Source organism: Aeromicrobium sp. REDSEA-S32_B7 (assembly GCF_001626145.1).
Lineage (GTDB): Bacteria > Actinomycetota > Actinomycetes > Propionibacteriales > Nocardioidaceae > Aeromicrobium > Aeromicrobium erythreum.
Genome location: NZ_LUNF01000101.1, coordinates 1 through 17,227, shown reverse-complemented (window position 1 = coordinate 17,227; position 17,227 = coordinate 1). Strand labels below are relative to the sequence as shown.

Sequence of the window (17,227 nt, the reverse complement as noted above, 5' to 3'; positions counted from 1 at the left end):
GACCAGGACGGCGGCGAGCCCGACCCCGAGGGGCAGTGCGGCCTGCCGGATGCCCATGGCCGTGCCGCGACGTTCCGGCGGGAACCAGCCGACGACGAGCCGACCGCTGGCGGCGTTGGAGCTGGCGACGCCCACGCCCGCGACGAACCAGCAGGCGGCGAGCGGGAGGTAGCCGTCCGCGAACGCCGCCGCGGCGCTCCCCACCGTGGTGACGACGAGACCGAGGGTGAGGGTGAGCCGTTCACCCCACCGGTCGACGACGACGCCCCACCCCACGAGGGAGACGGTGGTGCCGAGCAGCGACGCCGACGCGAGCGCCCCGGCGTGGCCGAGGGTCAGCCCGCGGTCGCGGGTGAGGAAGGGGATCAGAGCGACGGCCGCGTTGGCGGCGACCGTGCCGGAGACCTGCGCCAGCATGCCGACCGCGAGCATCAGCCATCGGTTCGGGGACGCCACCGCTCCATGGTGGGCCCCGACCGACGGAGCCGCGCGACCGGGTCGGGTGTCAGTCGAGCGCGCCGAGGTACGCCAGCGCCTGCCGCACGAGGGTGCCGCGGCCACCCTCCATCTCGTCGAGCACGAGAGGGCTGAGCACCTCCTGCGGCGTCATCCAAGTGAGCTCGAGCGCGTCCTGGCGCGGGTTGCACTCGCCGGTGACCGGCACGACGTAGACGAGCGCGACGGCGTGCTGGCGCGCGTCGTGCAGCGGGGCGACGCCTGGCAGCGGGAAGTACTCGGCGACCGTGAAGGGGACGATCGAGGAGGGCAGCTGCGGGAACGCGGTGGGCCCGAGGTCCTTCTCGAGGTTGCGCAGCAGCGCGTCGCGCACGGACTCGCCGTGCGTCACACGGCCCGAGACGAACGTGCGGCTCATCGCGCCGGTGGTGGCGGAGCCGCGGAGCAGCAGCCCCACGTGCTCGACGCGACCGTGGGAGTCGACCCGGACGGGGATGCCCTCCACGTAGAGGATCGGCACCCGGGAGCGGGTCTCCTCGAGGGCGATCTCGGAGAGCCAGCCGGGGTTCGGGTCGGGGGTGCGGACGGACGCCATGGCCACATCCTCCCTCATGGACCCGACCGCCCTGGCGGGTGCGGGCCGACGACCGGTCGGGCGGTGGCGGTCAGGGGTTGATCGCGCTGAGCACGGCCCCGGTCGTCAGCACGGCGGTCATCGCGTTCTGCGCGTCCTGCAGGACCCCGCGGACGCCCTCGCTCGCCCAGTCGCCCTCGGCGACGACCTTGGCCCGCTCCTTCGCGACCTTCAGCTCGCGCCGGTCGGTCACGGCGATGCCGAGGTGGCCGGTGGCCAGGAGGAGGCCCACCAGCGGCCCGGTGGTCTCGTCGGCGGGCTGCTCCTGCAGCAGCACGGCGCGCAACCGGCCGACGAGGTCGTCGCGCTGCACCACGTCGGCGACGTCGTACCGTTCGAGCACCAGGCGTCGCTGTCGCCGGATCGTCCCCGCAGCCTCCATGTCACGCAGCACGACGGCGCGCTGGCGCCGCCCCAGGCGGGCGATCGTCGACTTCGGCGTCTGGCGTCCCTGCTCGCGCACGCGCTCGAAGGCCTGCTGCAGGGCCGGGTCGGGGACGGGGGTGCGGTCGACGACCTCGACGCGAGCCTTGCGCCCGCTGCCCTCCAGCCGGAGCCGGCCGAGGAGCACGAGGTCGATGAGGGCCGCGCCCCCGAGCGCCGCCTCGACCGTGCGGGTCACCACGCGGACCCGGCCGGTGCGGGCGTCGATCGCCACCAGGAGCAGGTTCTTCGCGACGGACATGCGGCCAGCCTAGGCGCGTGGTCCCCCGCGGGGAGCGGCTCTTGTCAGAGCGCCTCCTGACTGGAAGAGTCCCGAGGGTGGCCGTCGAGGACTGGGAACAATTCGCTGACCTCGCTCGCTCGATGAGCGCGAAGTCAGGGTTCAGGGACACCGTCCTCACCGCGGTCCGGTCAGCGCCGCGGCTCGTGGGCGGGTGCGACGAGGCCGGGGTCTCGGTCGTCCACGCGGGGGGCCGAGTGACGACCGAGGCGTCCACGGGGGAGCGCGTCGAGCAGGCGGACGCCCTGCAGGTGGAGCTGCAGGACGGTCCCTGCGTGCAGTCGATCCACCAGTCCGAGACGGTCCGCAGCGTCGACCTGCGCGAGGAGGACCGCTGGCCCCGGTGGTCGCGGGTGGCGGCGGAGCGGCTCGGGTTCCGGTCCATGCTGTGCGTCCAGCTGTTCACCACGGGGGACACCTTCGGGTGCATGAACATGTACTCCGACACCGTCGCAGGCTTCGACGAGGACGACCTGCACGCGGGTCTGGCCCTGGCGGCGCACGTGGCCGTGGCCGTGCGCGGCGCCGACCTGGTCGACAACCTCGAGTCCGCGCTCGCGAGCCGGGACGTGATCGGCCAGGCCAAGGGGCGGCTGGTCGAGCGGTTCGGGTTGAGCTCCGAGCAGGCCTTCGACGTGCTCGTCCGCTACTCCCAGGACCGCAACGTCAAGCTGCGCGAGGTGGCCGAGCAGGTCGCCCGGAAGGGGTTCGGAGCGCTCGACGACAGCTGGTCGTGAACCTGCTGCAGGCGGGTAAGCCCCGGACGGACGACCCCGGCGGTTTGGCCAGAAGCCGCTGGGGCCGTCCCCGTGGGACCGGGAGCGGGATGCGCGGACGTCGCGTCCGTCCTACGGTCGCGCCATGAGCGCCACCCCCGACGATTCCCCCCTCGACCCGCGTGCGGTCGAGCTCGCGCAGTCCCTGCTCGACGACGCACGGGAAGGGCGCACGCAGCGGCTCGCGGCGCACGTCGACGCCGGCGTCCCCGTCGAGCTGACCGACGCGTCGGGCAACACCGCGCTCATGCTCGCCGCCTACCACGGCCACGCCGACACCGTCGCCGCGCTGGTGCAGCGCGGCGCGATCGTCGACGCCCTGAACGACCGGGGGCAGAGCCCGCTGGCGGGAGCCGTGTTCAAGGGTGAGGACGAGGTCGTGCGGACGCTCCTCGAGGCGGGTGCCGACCCCGACGCCGGGCACCCGACGGCTCGCCAGACGGCGGAGATGTTCGGCCGCACCGACCTCGTCGGACCCGCCTGAGGGCGATCGGGCCTGCCAGCGCCCCCTCCCCACGAGTAGCAGGCCGCCGGACGGTTCGGGGCGTTTTCCTCACATCGTCACGAAATTGTTCGCTGTCGCAACAAATGTAACGTCGAGGGGTGGTCGGACGCGTCCTGCATGAAACGCAGCGCCTCCAGGCTGGGCGCGCGAGCCGTGCCACCCCCTGAGCGCGGTCGCTCGTCACGAGGGAGACACCACCTGTGCACGCATCCATGCGACGGGTCGCCGGCGGTCTGCTGACCGCCACCCTGACCGCGACCTTCCTGGGAGCCCTGGGCACCACGAGCGCCATCGGCGCCACCGTGGCGTCGGGCTCTGACTTCAGCGTCGAACGCGCTCCGGGCGGCTACGCCGTCACGCTCGAGCTCGACACCCCCTTGCCCGTCAAGGACGACGCCCCGACGCTCGTCGTCGACGGCAAGGACATCGGCATCGCCACCGAGTCACTGAAGGGCGACACGCTCACCGTGCTGACCAGCGACCCCGCCGTCGCCGACGCGTCCAGCGTCGAGGCCGGCTGGGCGAGCCGCGGTGCCTCCGCGAAGGCGGAGCGCACCGGCGAGGTGGCGCAGCCCGAGGACCTCGCCGACCCAGCGACCCTGGAGACGCTCGACGCGAACCCCGCGTCGACCGGCACCTACGAGTACACGCAGGCCGACTACGACTTCGGCACCCAGTCAGTCGCGCTCGCCAACATCGGCGGCGTGCGCGGTGAGATGCAGGGGCGTCTCTACCTGCCCAAGACGGGCGGGAAGCGTCCGGTCGTCCTGCTGCTGCACGGGCGCCACTCCACCTGCTACGCCGAGGGCAGCTCCAGCGCGTCGCTCGCGTGGCCGTGCTCCGGCACGCGTCCGCTGTCGATCCCGAGCTACGCCGGGTACGACGGCACGGGCCAGGCCCTCGCGAGCCACGGCTACGCCGTCATCTCGATCTCGGCCAACGCCGTGAACGCCAACGACAACCCGCGCTCGCCCGACCAGGGTGCGCAGGCGCGCGGCCAGCTCGTCCTCGACACGCTGTCGCTGCTGCGCAAGGCCGACGCCGGCCAGCCGGTCACGCTGCACGACGACGCCCGCGACCTCGACGTCACCCTCGACGACGCGCTGCAGGACCCGCTCACCGCGGCCGACCTGCAGGGCCGGTTCGACCTGTCCGACGTGGGTCTCATGGGTCACTCGCGCGGTGGCGAGGGCATCACCTCGGCGGCCACGCTGAACGCGGCGCTCGACGAGCCGTTCGGCATCAAGAGCCTCCTGCCGCTCGCGCCCGTCGACTTCGGTCGCATGACGGTGCCGAACGTGCCGCTCAACGTCGTCCTGCCGTACTGCGACGGCGACGTGTCGAACCAGCAGGGTCAGCACATGCTCGACGACTCGCGCTACGCGTTCGACGACGACGCGCTGCGGGCCGGCACCTGGGTCATGGGCGCGAACCACAACTTCTTCAACACCGTCTGGACGCCCGGGAAGTTCCCGGCCGGCGTCAGCGACGACTGGGGCGCCACGTCGACCAACCAGACCTGTGGTCCGGTCCCGGCCGTCGCCGCCACGTCGATCCGCCTGTCGGCCGACGCCCAGTACGACCTGGGCACGGCGTACATGGCCGGCTGGTTCCGGCTCACGCTCGGTGCCGAGAAGCAGTTCCTGCCGATGTTCGACGGCTCGGGCACGCGCCCGGAGGTCGTCGGCAACGCCGACGTCCGCACCGTCACGACTGCGCCCTCCTCGGCGCGCTCGACGCTGACGTCGTTCGAGTCGACCAGCTCGCTCGTGCGCACCTCGGGCCTGGCCACGGCGCAGCCGTGCGCGAGCCTGACCGGACGCACGATCCCGGCCGCAGCGCCCGCCTGCTCGACGCTCGCGTCGTCGCAGGTGCCGCACTGGACGCCCGCCAGCAACGGCGGCAACGTGCCCGCGACCCCCGTCACCCGGTTCACCTGGACCGGCGACACGGGAGCCGTGCTGGTGACGGTGCCGAAGGCCAAGCGCGACGCGACGGGCTTCGACCGGCTGTCGCTCAAGGTGGCCGCCGACGAGACCGTCGTGACCGGCACCGACCTGACCCTGGCGGTCAAGGACGGCTCGGGCGCGACGTGGTCGTCGAAGGTCTCGGCGCTCAACCCGTACGCGCTCGTGCGGCTGCCGGCGCCGTCGGACTCGACGACGACGGTGCTCAAGAAGATCGTGCTGCAGCAGGTGAACGTGCCGACCTCGACGCTGGAGGACGCCGGGCTCGACGTGTCCGACGTGCGCGAGGTGCGGCTGACCGCGGCCACGGGCGCCGACGCGACGACCACGGGGGCGGCGTACCTGTCCGACCTCGCGTGGGAGTCGTCCTCGCTCGGGACGCCGACGGTGAAGAAGGAGAACACCGTCAACGTCTTCGCGACCGCCGTCGAGGAGGGCGCCTCGGCCGGTACCGCCGACGTGGGCGTCTACCTCGCCCAGCCGGCGACCAAGCCGGTCGTCGCCTACGTCAGCGTCCTGGGCTCCGCCTCGGGCCGCGCCGGCATCGCGATGGAGAAGGTCACCTTCGCGCCCGGCGAGACGTGCAAGGTCGTCACCGGGTCGATCCTCGGCGACAGCCTGGCGTCGACGTCGGCGAGCACCGCGGTGAAGGTCTCGGCGATCAACACCTCCGGTGCGGTCATGGGTGCCAAGGCGTTCGGTTACCTCACGGTCCGTGAGGACGACGGCGTCACCGGCTCGGCCACGGCGCTGCCGCCGGTCGGCGCGCAGGGCGACCCGTGCGAGGAGCTGGCGCGCTCGACCGAGGTCGGTGCCGTCACGGTCGACGACCCCACGCCCGCCCCGGGTGGTGCGGTCACGCTGACGGCGTCGGGCTACCGGTCCGGCGAGGGCGTCACGTTCTCGCTCGGCTCGAGCACGCTCGGCACCGCGATCGCCGACCCCTCCGGGAAGGCCGTGCTCAGCGCGACCGTCCCGGCCGACGCCGCCATCGGCGAGGCGACCGTCAAGGCGGTCGGCGCGGGCTACGGCCTCACGTCGACCGGCTCGCTCGAGGTGCTGACCGAGACGTCCACGGCGCTGGCGATCGACCCGGAGCTCCCGGCGATCAACCAGCCCGTGACGCTCACGGCCACGGTCACGGGCGGCGACGGCGGCACCGTCACCTTCGCCGACGGCGACACGGTGCTCGGCACGTCGGTCGTCGAGGGCGGCACGGCCACCCTCGCGGTGCCCGGCTTCAAGGCCGGCTCGCACGAGCTGGTGGCGTCGCTCGCGAAGACGGCGACCGCGCAGGCGTCGCAGTCGGGTGCGGTCTCGTTCACCCTCACCAAGGGTGCCTCGACGATCGCGCTGGTCATGGCGTCGGCCGAGAGCACCTTCGGCGACCCGCTGAAGGGTGCCGTGGCGGTCGCCGGGGCCGACGAGGGCACGGTGACGGTCACCGTCGCCGGAACGCCCGTGACGGTCAGGCTCGACGCCCAGGGCACGGGACGCTTCGAGCTCCCGGCCACGCTGAAGGTCGGCTCGCACACGGTGAGCGCGGTCTTCGACGGCACCGACGAGGTCGAGGCGAGCGGCACGGCCACGGCCGACGTCACCGTGGTGAAGCGCGCGACGACGACGGTCACGAACGCGACGTCGTCGGTCAAGCGGAGCGCGACGTACCGGGTGCGCGCGACGGTCTCGCCGACCGTGGCGGGCGTCGCTCCGTCGGGCTCGGTGCGGGTGTACGTCAAGGCGCCGGGCGCCAAGTCGTTCACCTGGGCCAAGACGGTGCGCCTGTCCGGCGGCACGGTCGTGACCACGCTCAAGGCGCCGAGGACGAAGGGCACGCTGTCGGTCCGCACGGTCTACGTGGGCGACGGCTCCTTCACCGGGAGCACCAGCGCGACGAAGGGGGTGCGCATCCGCTGACGCGCTGAGCACGCCGACGGGCGTCCGGTCCACCACGGACCGGGCGCCCGTCGTCCGTCCGTGCGATCCACGACGCTGCTCGTGGCGTCGCGCGACGGTGTCGGTCTACGGTCGAGGTGGTCCATCGATCAACACAGGGGGAGACCATGAGACGTCTTGACGGTAGAGGCGTTGCGGCGGTGCTGGCCGGCATCCTCGTACTGGGCCCGGCCGCCTTCGTCCCAGCGCAGGCTGACGGAAGCGACGACTTGACGGACAGCGAGTTCGTGCCGCGAGCTACCGCCACGGATGGGCGGTACGTCGCTGCGAGCGATCCAGCCGAGGCCGAACGACTGTTGGACGGGCTCGAGTCTGGACGCGTGGCGGCCGCTGGGGTCGCGTACGGTCCGTGCAGGCTCTATCCGTCTCCGATCCGCATCCGTTCGGATGGCAAGGTCGGGACCAAGCCGCAGACGAAGTGCACGACGGCGGTGACGAGCATCCGACACTCGACGGACATGCGCTACAAGTCCTTCATCTGGTGGAAGCTCAAAGGCACGAAGACGGCGGCGAACGCGGGCCAGTCGTCGCTTCAACAGAAGAACGTAGGGTTTGCCTGCGTCAGCGACGAGAGCAGCGGGTGGGGAAGTACGACCCTCGGCACCGTCGTCTTCGGCGGGAAGACCTACTACGCACGGGTCTACCCGGACCGCGTCACGTTGAAGTGCGGTGGCTGATGACCACATGGAGTGCGTGGGTCGTCGAGCTGGGCCCCGACGAGGACGCGCTGGAGCCTGCGATCGTCGTCGGCACGGAGGAGGAGGCGAGGCGGCGACTGGAGCAGGCGCACGAGGGCGCTCCGCACCTGCGCAATCTCGCCCAGGACTGGCCCTTGCGCTCCACCACGCCGATCGGCCCCGACGAGCGCCGGACCGTGCATCTCCTGCTGGGCGCCGAGGACTCCCTCGAGGTCTTCGACGACGCAGTGGAGGCCGAGCTCGCACGGCAGCGATGCTCGACGCCGGCGCGTGTCGTGGCAGCGGTGACCAACACCTGGCTCGGCGCGCCGCCCGAGGCGCGACGACGCTAGGGTGGACCTCACCAACGACAGGGGAGCGCCACCCGCAGAGGGCGCTGAGAGTGCGGAACAGCCGCAGACCCTTGAACCTGCTCCGGTTAGCACCGGCGAAGGGAGTCACGATGAGTAGTTCTGCATCCACGCGTCCGTCCACCGACCTGGGGTCGTCGTTGCGGTACCGCACCGTCGACCTGGTCACGATCGCGACGCTCGCCGTCGCCCTCGGCGTCACCTTCTGGGTCTGGGGGAAGGCCTACGGCGGCATCAGTGCCCTGGCGGTCTTCTCGTTCCCGCCGTCCGTCGGTGTGCTGGCCGGGCCCTGGCTCCTCGCCGGTGTCGTCGGGGGCCTGATCGTCCGCCGCCCGGGCGCGGCGCTCGTGACCGAGCTCGCCGCCGCCGCGGTGTCGGCGCTCGTCCCGGGCGGCACCGAGTGGGGTCTGGGCGTCCTCGCCTCGGGCCTGGTGCAGGGACTCGGCGCCGAGCTCGTCCTCGCGCTGTTCCTGTACCGACGGTTCTCGCTCGGCGTCGCCGTCCTGGCCGGGGCCGGGGCCGGTGCCTTCGGCTCGGTCTACGAGTGGTTCGCCTACTGGGAGGGCGTCTTCTCCGGGACCGACCGCCTGATCCACCTCGGCCTCTTCGCCCTCTCCGGCGCGGTCGTCGCCGGTGCCGGAGGGTGGCTGCTGGTGCGCGCGCTGGCCCGCGCCGGGGTGCTCGACGCCTTCGGACCCGGTCGCGAGCTGCACGAGCGGACCGCGGTCTGAGCCACCTCGAGCCAGGTCAGGTCCGCGTCGAGGGCCTGACCTGGCGCCCGCTCGGGCGTCGCGAGCCGGTGGTCACCGGCCTCGACGTGCGCGTCGACCCCGGCGAGCGGGTGATGCTCCTCGGCCCGAGCGGCGCGGGGAAGTCCACGCTGCTCCACGCCCTCGTCGGCGCCCTCGGCACCACGCTGTCGGGCGACCTGACCGGCTCGGTGGAGGTCGGCGGGGTCGTCGGCTTCGTGCCCCAGGCACCCGGCGACGCGGTGGTGGCCGAGCGGATCGGTCGCGACGTCGCGTTCGGCCCGGAGAACCGCGCCCTGCCCCGACCGGAGATCTGGAGCCGTGTCGACCGTGCGCTGGCCGACGTCGGGCTGCCGTACGGCCGCGAGCACCCGACGGCGGCGCTCTCCGGCGGGGAGCTGCAACGCCTGGCGCTCGCCGGCGCGCTGGCCGTCGCGCCCGACGTGCTGCTGCTCGACGAGCCGACGTCGATGCTCGACCCCGACCACGCCGCCTCCGTGCGCGAGGCGGTGCGCGCGACCGTCGGTGCCCGCGGTGCCACGCTGCTCGTCGTCGAGCACCGCATGGGCCCGTGGCTCGACCTCGTCGACCGGGTGCTGGTGCTCGGGCGCGACGGCACGCTCCTGGCCGACGTCGCTCCCGACGTGCTCGAGCGCGACCACGTCGAGGCCATGGGTCGGCTCGGACTCTGGATGCCCGGCCTGCCCGCCCTCAGGCCCCTGGAGGTCGACCCGCGCCTCGTGGCCCCGGCTGGCCCGGCGACCCCCGTCGTGGCCCAGGACCTCGTGGTCGAGCTGACCAGTCGGTCGATGCGCGGCGTCACGCGGACCCGTGCGCTCGACGGCGTGCACGCCCGGCTGGACCCGGGCCGGCTCACGGCCGTCACCGGGCCGAGCGGTGCCGGCAAGTCGACGCTGCTCGCCGCCCTCGGCGGGCTCCTCGAGCCGACGTCGGGGCGGGTGTCCCCGTCGCGTCACCGGCTCCGCAGCCGCGAGCTCGCCGCGCAGGTCGGCTGGTCGTCCCAGGTCCCCGAGCACGGGTTCGTCGCCGCGACGGTGCGCGAGGAGGTCGCGCTGACCGCCGGGCGGACCGGTCGCACCGTCGACGTCGACGCCCTGCTCGACGTCGTCGGGCTCGGTGCGCTGGCCTCGACCCACCCCTTCCGGCTCTCCGGCGGCGAGCAGCGACGCGTCTCGATGCTGACGGCCGTGGCGCACCGGCCCGAGCTGGTGCTGCTCGACGAGCCGACCGTGGGCCAGGACCGCGACACCTGGGCGGCCGTGGTCGGGCTCGCGCTCGCCGCGGCGGGGCAGGGTGCCGTCGTCGCGACGGCCACCCACGACGCCGACGTCGTCGACCTGGCACCCGGCCGGGTGGAGGTGGCCCGATGAGACGCACCCTGGCGCAGACGAACCCGCTGGCGCTGCTGTGGATCGGGCTGGCCGCGCTGATCGGCTCCTTCGCCGTCCGCGACCTGCCGTCCGCCGTCGCCGCGGCGGGCGCCTGGGCGCTGGCGGGCCTGCTCGTCCTGCCGTCGTGGCGCTACCCGTTGGCCTGCCTCGCGCTGTGCGGCGTCTCCGCCGGCCTGGTGGCGTACTCCGCCTGGCGGCTCGGCAACCCCGACCATGCGCCGGTGGCCGCGCTGCGGATCCTGGTGCTCGCGTGGCCGGGTGCCGTGGTCGTCGCGTTCGTCGACCTGTCGGACCTGGGCGACGAGCTCGCGCAGCGCCTCCACCTGCCCGACCGGCCCGTGGCCGCCTTCGTCGCGTCGCTGCAGCGGGTGTCGGGCTTCGGCGCGACCCTGCAGCAGGTGCTCCGGGCCCGCCGCGTGCGCGGCACCGGTCCGCACGGTCCGGTGTCGGCGGTGCGGCACGCCGGGTCGGTCACCTTCGCCATGTTGGCCGCCGCGCTGCGCGACGCCGGGCGGACGTCGATCGCGATGGACGCCCGCGGCTTCGCGACCGCGACGCGGCGCACCTGGGCGCAGGGCGTGCCGTGGACCCCGCGCGACACGACGGTCGTCGTGGTCGCGGCCCTCCTGGCGCTCGTGCCCGTGGTCGCGCGCGTCCTGACGTAGGTCGCAGGGGTGCACAAAGCGGACGAGGTCGTCTAGGCTGCGAACTAAGCAAGCGCTTAGTCGTCGCCCGAGGGCGACCTGTCCCGGAGGTAGTCCCATGGCCCGCGTGTTCGACAGTCTCGACGACTTCAAGGCAGCTGCCGGGCAGGAGCTCGGCACCAGCGACTGGGTGACCGTGACGCAGGAGCAGATCAACACCTTCGCCGACGCCACCGGCGACCACCAGTGGATCCACGTCGACCCCGAGCGCGCCGCGTCGGGGCCGTTCGGCGGCACGATCGCGCACGGCTACCTGACGCTGTCGCTCCTGCCGGTCTTCTCCGAGAACATCTACGCGGTCAACGGCCTGGCGATGGGCGTGAACTACGGCGCCAACAAGGTGCGCTTCCCGAACCCGGTCCCGGTCGACTCGCGGCTGCGCGCGACGGCGACGCTCAAGGAGACCAGCGACATCCCGATCGGCACCCAGGCCGTCATCACGTTCGTCGTCGAGCGCGAGGGCGCCGAGAAGCCGGTCTGCATCGCCGAGGTCGTCTACGTGATGGCGGCGGCCTGACATGCACTTCGCCTTCGACGAGACCACCACGGAGCTGATCGCCAAGCTCGAGGCCTTCATGGACGAGGCCGTCTACCCGGCCGAGGCCGAGGCCGCCGAGCAGATCGAGGCGCTCTACGCCGAGGACCGCTGGGACCCGCCGGCCGTGCTCGACGGCCTGAAGGAGCAGGCGCGCGAGCGCGGGCTCTGGAACTTCTTCCTGGCCGGCCACCCGGAGGAGGGCGGCCTGACCAACCTGCAGTACGCGCCGCTCGCCGAGATCACCGGCCGCTCCATCCAGCTCGCGCCGGCCGCGCTCAACTGCGCCGCGCCCGACACGGGCAACATGGAGGTGCTGACCATGTTCGGCACCCCCGAGCAGAAGGAGCAGTGGCTGCGTCCGCTGCTCGACGGCCAGATCCGCTCGGCGTTCGCGATGACCGAGCCCGACGTCGCCTCCTCCGACGCGACCAACATCGGGCTCTCGATCGTCCGCGACGGCGACGAGTACGTCATCAACGGTCGCAAGTGGTGGATCACCGGCGCGATGAACCCCAACTGCCGGGTCTTCATCGTCATGGGCAAGACCGACCCGTCGGCCGAGCGGCACCGCCAGCAGTCGATGATCCTCGTCCCGCGTGACACCCCGGGCCTCGAGGTCGTGCGCGGCATGCACGTCTTCGGCTACCACGACCGCGACCACGGCGGGCACGCCGAGCTGCGGTTCACCGACGTCCGCGTGCCCGCGTCGAACCTCATCGGCGGCGAGGGCGAGGGCTTCGCGATCGCCCAGGCCCGTCTCGGGCCCGGCCGGATCCACCACTGCATGCGCTCGATCGGCATCGCCGAGCGCGCCGTCGAGTACATGTGCGAGCGGGCGCTGAGCCGCACCACGTTCGGCAAGCCGATCGCCCAGCAGGGTGTGGTGCAGGACTGGATCGCCGAGTCGCGCGTGCGGCTCGAGCAGCTGCGCCTGCTGACGCTCAAGACCGCGTGGCTCATGGACACCGTCGGCAACCGCGGCGCCCACAAGGAGATCCAGGCGATCAAGATCGCCACGCCCCAGACGGTCGAGTGGATCCTCGACAAGGCCATCCAGGTGCACGGCGCCGGCGGCCTCAGCCAGGACTTCCCGCTCGCGGAGATGTTCGCCGGCATCCGCACCCTGCGCTTCGCCGACGGGCCCGACGAGGTGCACAAGGCCTCGCTCGCGCGCGCCGAGCTGAAGAAGTACGCGGCTCGCGGATGAGGGTGGAGGGCGCGACCGCCGTCGTCACCGGCGCGGCCGGGGGCATCGGCCTCGCGGTGGCGCGGGCGCTGCTCGAGCGCGGTGCCGCCTCGGTCGTGCTGGCCGACCTCGACGGCGACCGGCTCGCCGACGCGGCCTCGGCGCTGGGCGAGGAGTTCGGCGAGCGGGTGCTGCACCGGGCGGCCGACGTGACGGCGCAGATCGGCGTCGACGCCGTGCTGCAGACGTCGCCGGCCCCCGTCGACCTCTACGTCGCGAACGCCGGCGTCTTCCAGGGCTTCGGCCTCGACGCGTCGCCGCAGGACTGGGCGGCGTCGTGGGAGGTCAACGTCATGGCCCACGTGGCGGCGGCGCGGGCGCTCGTGCCGCAGTGGCTGGAGCGGGGCGCGACGGACGGCCCGGCGGGCTGCTTCGTGAGCGTGGCGTCGGCGGCGGGGCTGCTGACCCAGCTGGGCTCGCCCACCTACTCGGTGACCAAGCACGCCGCCGTCGGCTTCGCCGAGTGGCTGGCGGCCACCTACGGCGACCGCGGCGTCCAGGTGACGACGGCCTGCCCGATGGGCGTGCGCACGGCGATGCTCGAGGAGGGCGAGACGTCGACCGACACCGACGCGCGTCTCGGCATGCGGGCGGTCACGTCGGCGGGCGAGGCGCTCGACGCGTCCGACGTCGCCGCCACGATCCTCGACGCGGTCGAGGCCGGCCGCTTCCAGGCCCTGCCCCACCCCGAGGTCGCCACGATGTGGGCCCAGAAGGCGTCCGACCCCGACCGCTGGGTCGCCGGCATGCAGCGCTACCGCCGCACCCTCGAGTCCTGATCCCCCGATCTCCGCGTTCTGCGGACTTGGTGACGGTTTCCGCCGGACAAACCGTCACCAGGTCCGCAGAACGCGGTGAGGGGCCAGGGCTGCGGGGTCGGCGGGCGGGGTGGGTAGGGTCGCGGCCATGAAGATCGGACCCGGCCTCGTGGTGCCCGCCCTCGCCGAGCTCGTCGTGCTGGCGCTCTACGTCACCGACGTGCTGGGCGACGTCCCGTGGCCCGACGGCTTCGTCCTGCCGGGCCGCGTCCTGCTCGTCGTGGCGGCCCTCGTCGTCGCCGGCATCTGCTACCAGGCGTGGGCGACGGTCGCCTCCGAGCAGCGCACCCCGCTGGTGCACGCCGCGGCCGCTGCGTCGCTGGTCGGCGGTGCCGCGCTGACGTCGGCCGTCTTCTCCGCACCCGAGGGCGCGCTGCTGGGCGCGCACGCCCTCGCGACGCTCGGCACGGCCGCCCTCGTCGCCGCCGTCGTCTGCCACCAGATGACGACAGCACGCCGCAGCCTGGGCTGAGTCCCGACCCTCGCCCCCTGACGCGACGACGCCCCGCCCGTGACCCGGGCGGGGCGTCGTGCTCGGCGCCGGTGGGAGATCAGGCGCCGATGTCGCCGCCGTCCTTGCGTCGGACGAGGGCGATCGCCGGACGGGGCAGGGAGGTGCCGCCGTCGGGCCAGTGGGACGCCGGCGCGTCCGCGGTGGCGCCGTCCTTCTCGCCCGGGTGCTGGACGCAGACCAGGACGCGCTTGCGCTGCACGACCGGACCGCAGGTCTCCGCACCGAACGGCACCGTGAGGAACTGGCGGGTCAGGCCGCGGTCACGACCCTCCACCGCCACGCCGAACAGGCCGTCGTTCGAGCCGAGCGCGTTGCCGTCCGTGGAGATCCACAGGTTCCCGTGCCGGTCGAACGCGACGTTGTCGGGGCAGGAGATCGGCGAGACCTGCGACTTGTCGTAGCCGCCGAAGTACGTCGACGCGTCGTTCGGGTCACCGCAGACGAGCAGCAGGTTCCACTCGAAACGGGTCGACGCGCTGTCGTTGCGACGCTCCGTCAGCTCCAGCACGTGGCCGTTCTTGTTGGCCTTGCGCGGGTTGGCCTCGTCGGGGCCGGCCTTGCCGGACGCGCCGCGGTTGGAGTTGTTCGTCAGGGCGACGTAGACCTTGCCGCTCACCGGGCTCGGCTCGACGTCCTCCGGGCGGTCCATCTTCGTGGCGCCGACCTGGTCGGCGGCCAGGCGCGTGAACAGGAGCACCTCCTCGGCGGTGAAGCCCTGCACGAACGAGCGGTCGCCGCTCACGAGCGGGATCCAGGCGCCCGAGCCGTCGAACTCGCCGTCCTTCGGCAGCGTGCCCGAGCCGTCGATCTGCGCCGACGGGGAGTCACCGGTCAGCCGGGCGACGTAGAGCGTGCCGTGGTCGAGCAGCGTGTCGTTGTGGCGCTTCGCCGCACGCGAGGTGCCCTTCTTGACCTTGTCGCGCGACACGAACTTGTAGAGGTAGTCGAAGCGCTCGTCGTCGCCCATGTACACCGCGACGCGACCGTCCTTCGTGATGCGCGGCTGCGCCGCCTCGTGCTTGAAGCGGCCGAGGGCGGTGCGCTTGCGCGGGGTCGACGTCGGGTCGTAGGGGTCGATCTCGACGATCCACCCGAAGCGGTTGACCTCGTTCGGCTCGACGGTCAGGTCGAAGCGCTCGTCGAACTTCTCCCACTGGCGGGTCGTGGCGTTGCCGGACACGCCGTAGCGGGCGAGGCGCTGCGCCGTCGTCGGGTCGCTGACCTGCGCGGCGTTGGCGAAGTACTGGTTGAAGTTCTCCTCCGCGGTCAGCCAGGTGCCCCAGGGGGTGGTGCCGCCGGAGCAGTTGTTCAGCGTGCCCAGCACCGTGCGGCCCTTCGGGTCGGCCTTCGTGCGGACGAGCGCGTGCCCGGCGACGGGCCCGGTCAGCACGAACCGCGACTGCGTGTGGAACCGCCGGTTGAGGCGGTGGCCGACGACCGGCTTCAGCGAGCCCGAGCGGGTCTCCTGCACCGTGACGACGGACAGGCCGTGCGCGGCCCACGACGTCTCGACCTGCTCCTTGGTCGGGTTGGCCGGGTCGTAGCCGGGGTACATCATCTCCTCGGTCGTGTACTCGTGGTTGGCCACGAGCAGCTGCGTGCCGCGTGCGAGCGGGAGCAGGGCGAGGAAGTCGTTGTTGAAGCCGAACTGGCGACGCTGCGCGGCACCGCTCTGCGTGGTCGGCGACCAGCGCGGCGAGTCCTTGAACAGCGGGTCGCCCCAGCGGATGACGACGTCCTGCGTGTAGCCCTCGGGCACGGTGAGGGCGTCGGCGGTGTTCGGGGCGACGGGCCGGAAGCGCAGCCCGAACGGGCCCTTCTTCGCGGTCGTCGACGCGGGGCCGCGCTGGGCGGAGGGCAGGCTGACCGGGGCGGCGGCCACCGGGCCGGCGAACGCGGCGGTGGCGGCCGTGGCGGCACCGATGACGGCACCGGCGCGCAGGACGCCGCGGCGGCTGGCGACCTGCGCCATGACGTCGGCGAAGGTCTCGTTCGACGACGTGTTGGGCGCGTCGTGGGAGCACGCGTCGCCGCAGCGGTAGAGACACGTCATGGCCGCGCGGCCGGACGCACAGGGGGCGGTGGGGGAGCAGCCCTCGACGTCGCCGGTGAGCGGGACGACGGGGAGCAGGGGGCGTTCGGGCGAGATCGTCACGAGAAGAATTCCTCCAGAGCCGGGGGACGTCGGGCCGTCCCCCTCGACGTGCTGACGCTAGGGAAGACGCCCCACGCCGACGTGGACCTGCGGTGAACACGAGGTGACGGCCTGCTCGGCGGACGGGTGGGCCGGGCGGACTACCCTCGGCGACATGGCCATCGAGCTCCGCACCCCCGCCCAGGTCGACGAGATGCGTGCCGCCGGACAGTTCGTCGGCGAGGTCCTGACCGCCCTCGTCGACGCCGCCGAGCACGTCCTCGTCGGGCACGAAGGCGTCCTCGTAGAGGACCTCGCAGTGGCCGCCCAGCATCGAGGTGTCGACCATGCCCACGTGTCGGGTGACGGTCAGCCCCTCGGTCGAGGCGGGCATGAGGAACATGGTGGCGCCACCGGCACCGCCCGGCTCCCCGCTGGTGCGGGCCATGGTGATGAAGAAGCCGGCCCCGTCGGCGCCGGTGATGAAGCGCTTGAGTCCGTTGACGACCCACCCGCCGTCGACCCTGGTCGCCCGCGTGGCGAGCATCGAGGGGTCGGCGCCTGCGCCCGGCGCCGGCTCGGTCATCGCGAAGGCCGAGCGCACGTCGCCACGGGCGAGCGGCTCGAGGTACTTCTCCCGCTGGGCGGTCGAGGCGATGTGGTCGAGCATGTGGATGTTGCCCTCGTCGGGGGCGTTGATGTTGAGGGCGACCGGGCCGAAGAGGGAGTAGCCGGCCTCCTCGAAGACCGGCGCCCGGTCGACCATGCCGAGCCCCAGACCACCGCAGTCGACGGGGGCGTGCGGCGCGAAGACCCCCGCCTCCTTCGCCGCTGCCTGCAGCCGCGCGCCTACGGGCTCGCCGCCGGCGGCCTCGATGTCGCCGTCGTGCTCGTCGTCGAGCGGCAGCACGACCTCGCGCACCAGCGCACGGGTGCTCTCGACGATCGACTGGACCTCCTGCGAGACCTGCATGGCTCTCCTCCTCCGCGTGTGGGTCGGGCCCGACCTCCGGGCGCCCCTACCGATCACTCGCTCGGTAGAGCAG

The 17,227-nt window shown here is 73.0% G+C and carries 16 protein-coding genes, 1 pseudogene and 1 riboswitch; of the genes and pseudogenes, 12 read left to right on the top strand and 5 right to left on the bottom strand.

What is annotated here, in order from left to right; translation table 11 throughout:
* The 3 genes from A6Q79_RS07515 to A6Q79_RS07505 form a co-directional block, all read right to left on the bottom strand.
* Positions 1 to 561: MFS transporter (locus tag A6Q79_RS07515; RefSeq protein ID WP_317697486.1), on the bottom strand; the 561-nt coding region annotated here is incomplete at its 3' end.
* A complete protein-coding gene (locus A6Q79_RS07510) occupies positions 506 to 1,051 on the bottom strand; it encodes an NUDIX hydrolase family protein (RefSeq protein ID WP_067853374.1) in 546 nt (181 codons plus the stop codon). The genes A6Q79_RS07510 and A6Q79_RS07515, both read right to left, overlap by 56 nt.
* A gap of 70 nt (positions 1,052 to 1,121) precedes the next feature.
* Positions 1,122 to 1,775: a GPP34 family phosphoprotein gene (locus A6Q79_RS07505; RefSeq protein WP_286690610.1), complete on the bottom strand. Its 654-nt coding sequence runs from the start codon at positions 1,773 to 1,775 to the stop codon at positions 1,122 to 1,124.
* 122 nt (positions 1,776 to 1,897) lie between these two features.
* On the opposite strand from A6Q79_RS07505, the gene A6Q79_RS07500 reads away from it, so the two are divergent.
* The 12 genes from A6Q79_RS07500 (at position 1,898) to A6Q79_RS07445 (ending at position 14,005) form a co-directional block, all read left to right on the top strand.
* The gene (locus A6Q79_RS07500) at positions 1,898 to 2,551 is read left to right on the top strand and encodes a GAF and ANTAR domain-containing protein (protein ID WP_286690609.1); all 654 of its coding nucleotides are present in this window, start codon (positions 1,898 to 1,900) and stop codon (positions 2,549 to 2,551) included.
* Between the two features lie 124 nt (positions 2,552 to 2,675).
* Positions 2,676 to 3,074, top strand: a complete 399-nt coding sequence (locus A6Q79_RS07495; protein ID WP_286690608.1) for an ankyrin repeat domain-containing protein — start codon at positions 2,676 to 2,678, stop codon at positions 3,072 to 3,074.
* 233 nt (positions 3,075 to 3,307) lie between these two features.
* Complete coding sequence (locus A6Q79_RS07490; RefSeq protein ID WP_289016656.1) at positions 3,308 to 6,979, top strand: Ig-like domain repeat protein; 3,672 nt, start codon at positions 3,308 to 3,310, stop codon at positions 6,977 to 6,979.
* Between the two features lie 146 nt (positions 6,980 to 7,125).
* A complete protein-coding gene (locus A6Q79_RS07485; RefSeq protein WP_286690606.1) occupies positions 7,126 to 7,695 on the top strand; it encodes a hypothetical protein in 570 nt (189 codons plus the stop codon).
* On the top strand, positions 7,695 to 8,048 hold the full coding sequence (locus A6Q79_RS07480) for a hypothetical protein (protein ID WP_286690605.1): 354 nt from the start codon (positions 7,695 to 7,697) through the stop codon (positions 8,046 to 8,048). The genes A6Q79_RS07485 and A6Q79_RS07480 overlap by 1 nt, the downstream gene beginning before the upstream one ends.
* 9 nt (positions 8,049 to 8,057) lie before the next feature.
* Positions 8,058 to 8,169: riboswitch (TPP riboswitch) on the top strand.
* Complete coding sequence (locus tag A6Q79_RS07475) at positions 8,159 to 8,797, top strand: ECF transporter S component (RefSeq protein WP_286690604.1); 639 nt, start codon at positions 8,159 to 8,161, stop codon at positions 8,795 to 8,797. Its footprint overlaps the riboswitch before it by 11 nt.
* Before the next feature lie 86 nt (positions 8,798 to 8,883).
* Positions 8,884 to 10,206, top strand: coding sequence for an ATP-binding cassette domain-containing protein (locus A6Q79_RS07470; RefSeq protein ID WP_286690603.1), 1,323 nt, complete (start codon positions 8,884 to 8,886; stop codon positions 10,204 to 10,206).
* Positions 10,203 to 10,892: an energy-coupling factor transporter transmembrane protein EcfT gene (locus tag A6Q79_RS07465; RefSeq protein ID WP_286690602.1), complete on the top strand. Its 690-nt coding sequence runs from the start codon at positions 10,203 to 10,205 to the stop codon at positions 10,890 to 10,892. Before A6Q79_RS07470 ends, A6Q79_RS07465 begins: the two co-directional genes overlap by 4 nt.
* Positions 10,893 to 10,989: 97 nt before the next feature.
* Positions 10,990 to 11,448: a MaoC family dehydratase gene (locus A6Q79_RS07460; protein WP_067853399.1), complete on the top strand. Its 459-nt coding sequence runs from the start codon at positions 10,990 to 10,992 to the stop codon at positions 11,446 to 11,448.
* A 1-nt stretch (position 11,449) separates the two neighbouring features.
* Positions 11,450 to 12,676, top strand: a complete 1,227-nt coding sequence (locus tag A6Q79_RS07455) for an acyl-CoA dehydrogenase family protein (RefSeq protein ID WP_286690601.1) — start codon at positions 11,450 to 11,452, stop codon at positions 12,674 to 12,676.
* The gene (locus A6Q79_RS07450; protein WP_286690600.1) at positions 12,673 to 13,494 is read left to right on the top strand and encodes an SDR family oxidoreductase; all 822 of its coding nucleotides are present in this window, start codon (positions 12,673 to 12,675) and stop codon (positions 13,492 to 13,494) included. The genes A6Q79_RS07455 and A6Q79_RS07450 overlap by 4 nt, the downstream gene beginning before the upstream one ends.
* A 127-nt stretch (positions 13,495 to 13,621) precedes the next feature.
* Positions 13,622 to 14,005, top strand: coding sequence for a hypothetical protein (locus A6Q79_RS07445; protein WP_286690599.1), 384 nt, complete (start codon positions 13,622 to 13,624; stop codon positions 14,003 to 14,005).
* Positions 14,006 to 14,084: 79 nt separating this feature from the next.
* On the opposite strand, the gene A6Q79_RS07440 is transcribed toward A6Q79_RS07445, so the two are convergent.
* Positions 14,085 to 16,202, bottom strand: a complete 2,118-nt coding sequence (locus A6Q79_RS07440) for a PhoX family phosphatase (protein WP_286690598.1) — start codon at positions 16,200 to 16,202, stop codon at positions 14,085 to 14,087.
* Between the two features lie 382 nt (positions 16,203 to 16,584).
* Positions 16,585 to 17,154 (bottom strand): annotated as a pseudogene (locus A6Q79_RS07435) (acyl-CoA dehydrogenase family protein); the annotation flags it as partial.
* Positions 17,155 to 17,227: the final 73 nt, after the last annotated feature.

Coding starts and splice junctions, on each gene's coding strand:
- A6Q79_RS07510 (WP_067853374.1), bottom strand. CDS start 1,051: ATGGCGTCCGTCCGCACCCCCGACCCGAACCCCGGCTGGCTCTCCGAG.
- A6Q79_RS07505 (WP_286690610.1), bottom strand. CDS start 1,775: ATGTCCGTCGCGAAGAACCTGCTCCTGGTGGCGATCGACGCCCGCACC.
- A6Q79_RS07500 (WP_286690609.1), top strand. CDS start 1,898: ATGAGCGCGAAGTCAGGGTTCAGGGACACCGTCCTCACCGCGGTCCGG.
- A6Q79_RS07495 (WP_286690608.1), top strand. CDS start 2,676: ATGAGCGCCACCCCCGACGATTCCCCCCTCGACCCGCGTGCGGTCGAG.
- A6Q79_RS07490 (WP_289016656.1), top strand. CDS start 3,308: ATGCGACGGGTCGCCGGCGGTCTGCTGACCGCCACCCTGACCGCGACC.
- A6Q79_RS07485 (WP_286690606.1), top strand. CDS start 7,126: ATGAGACGTCTTGACGGTAGAGGCGTTGCGGCGGTGCTGGCCGGCATC.
- A6Q79_RS07480 (WP_286690605.1), top strand. CDS start 7,695: ATGACCACATGGAGTGCGTGGGTCGTCGAGCTGGGCCCCGACGAGGAC.
- A6Q79_RS07475 (WP_286690604.1), top strand. CDS start 8,159: ATGAGTAGTTCTGCATCCACGCGTCCGTCCACCGACCTGGGGTCGTCG.
- A6Q79_RS07465 (WP_286690602.1), top strand. CDS start 10,203: ATGAGACGCACCCTGGCGCAGACGAACCCGCTGGCGCTGCTGTGGATC.
- A6Q79_RS07460 (WP_067853399.1), top strand. CDS start 10,990: ATGGCCCGCGTGTTCGACAGTCTCGACGACTTCAAGGCAGCTGCCGGG.
- A6Q79_RS07455 (WP_286690601.1), top strand. CDS start 11,450: ATGCACTTCGCCTTCGACGAGACCACCACGGAGCTGATCGCCAAGCTC.
- A6Q79_RS07450 (WP_286690600.1), top strand. CDS start 12,673: ATGAGGGTGGAGGGCGCGACCGCCGTCGTCACCGGCGCGGCCGGGGGC.
- A6Q79_RS07445 (WP_286690599.1), top strand. CDS start 13,622: ATGAAGATCGGACCCGGCCTCGTGGTGCCCGCCCTCGCCGAGCTCGTC.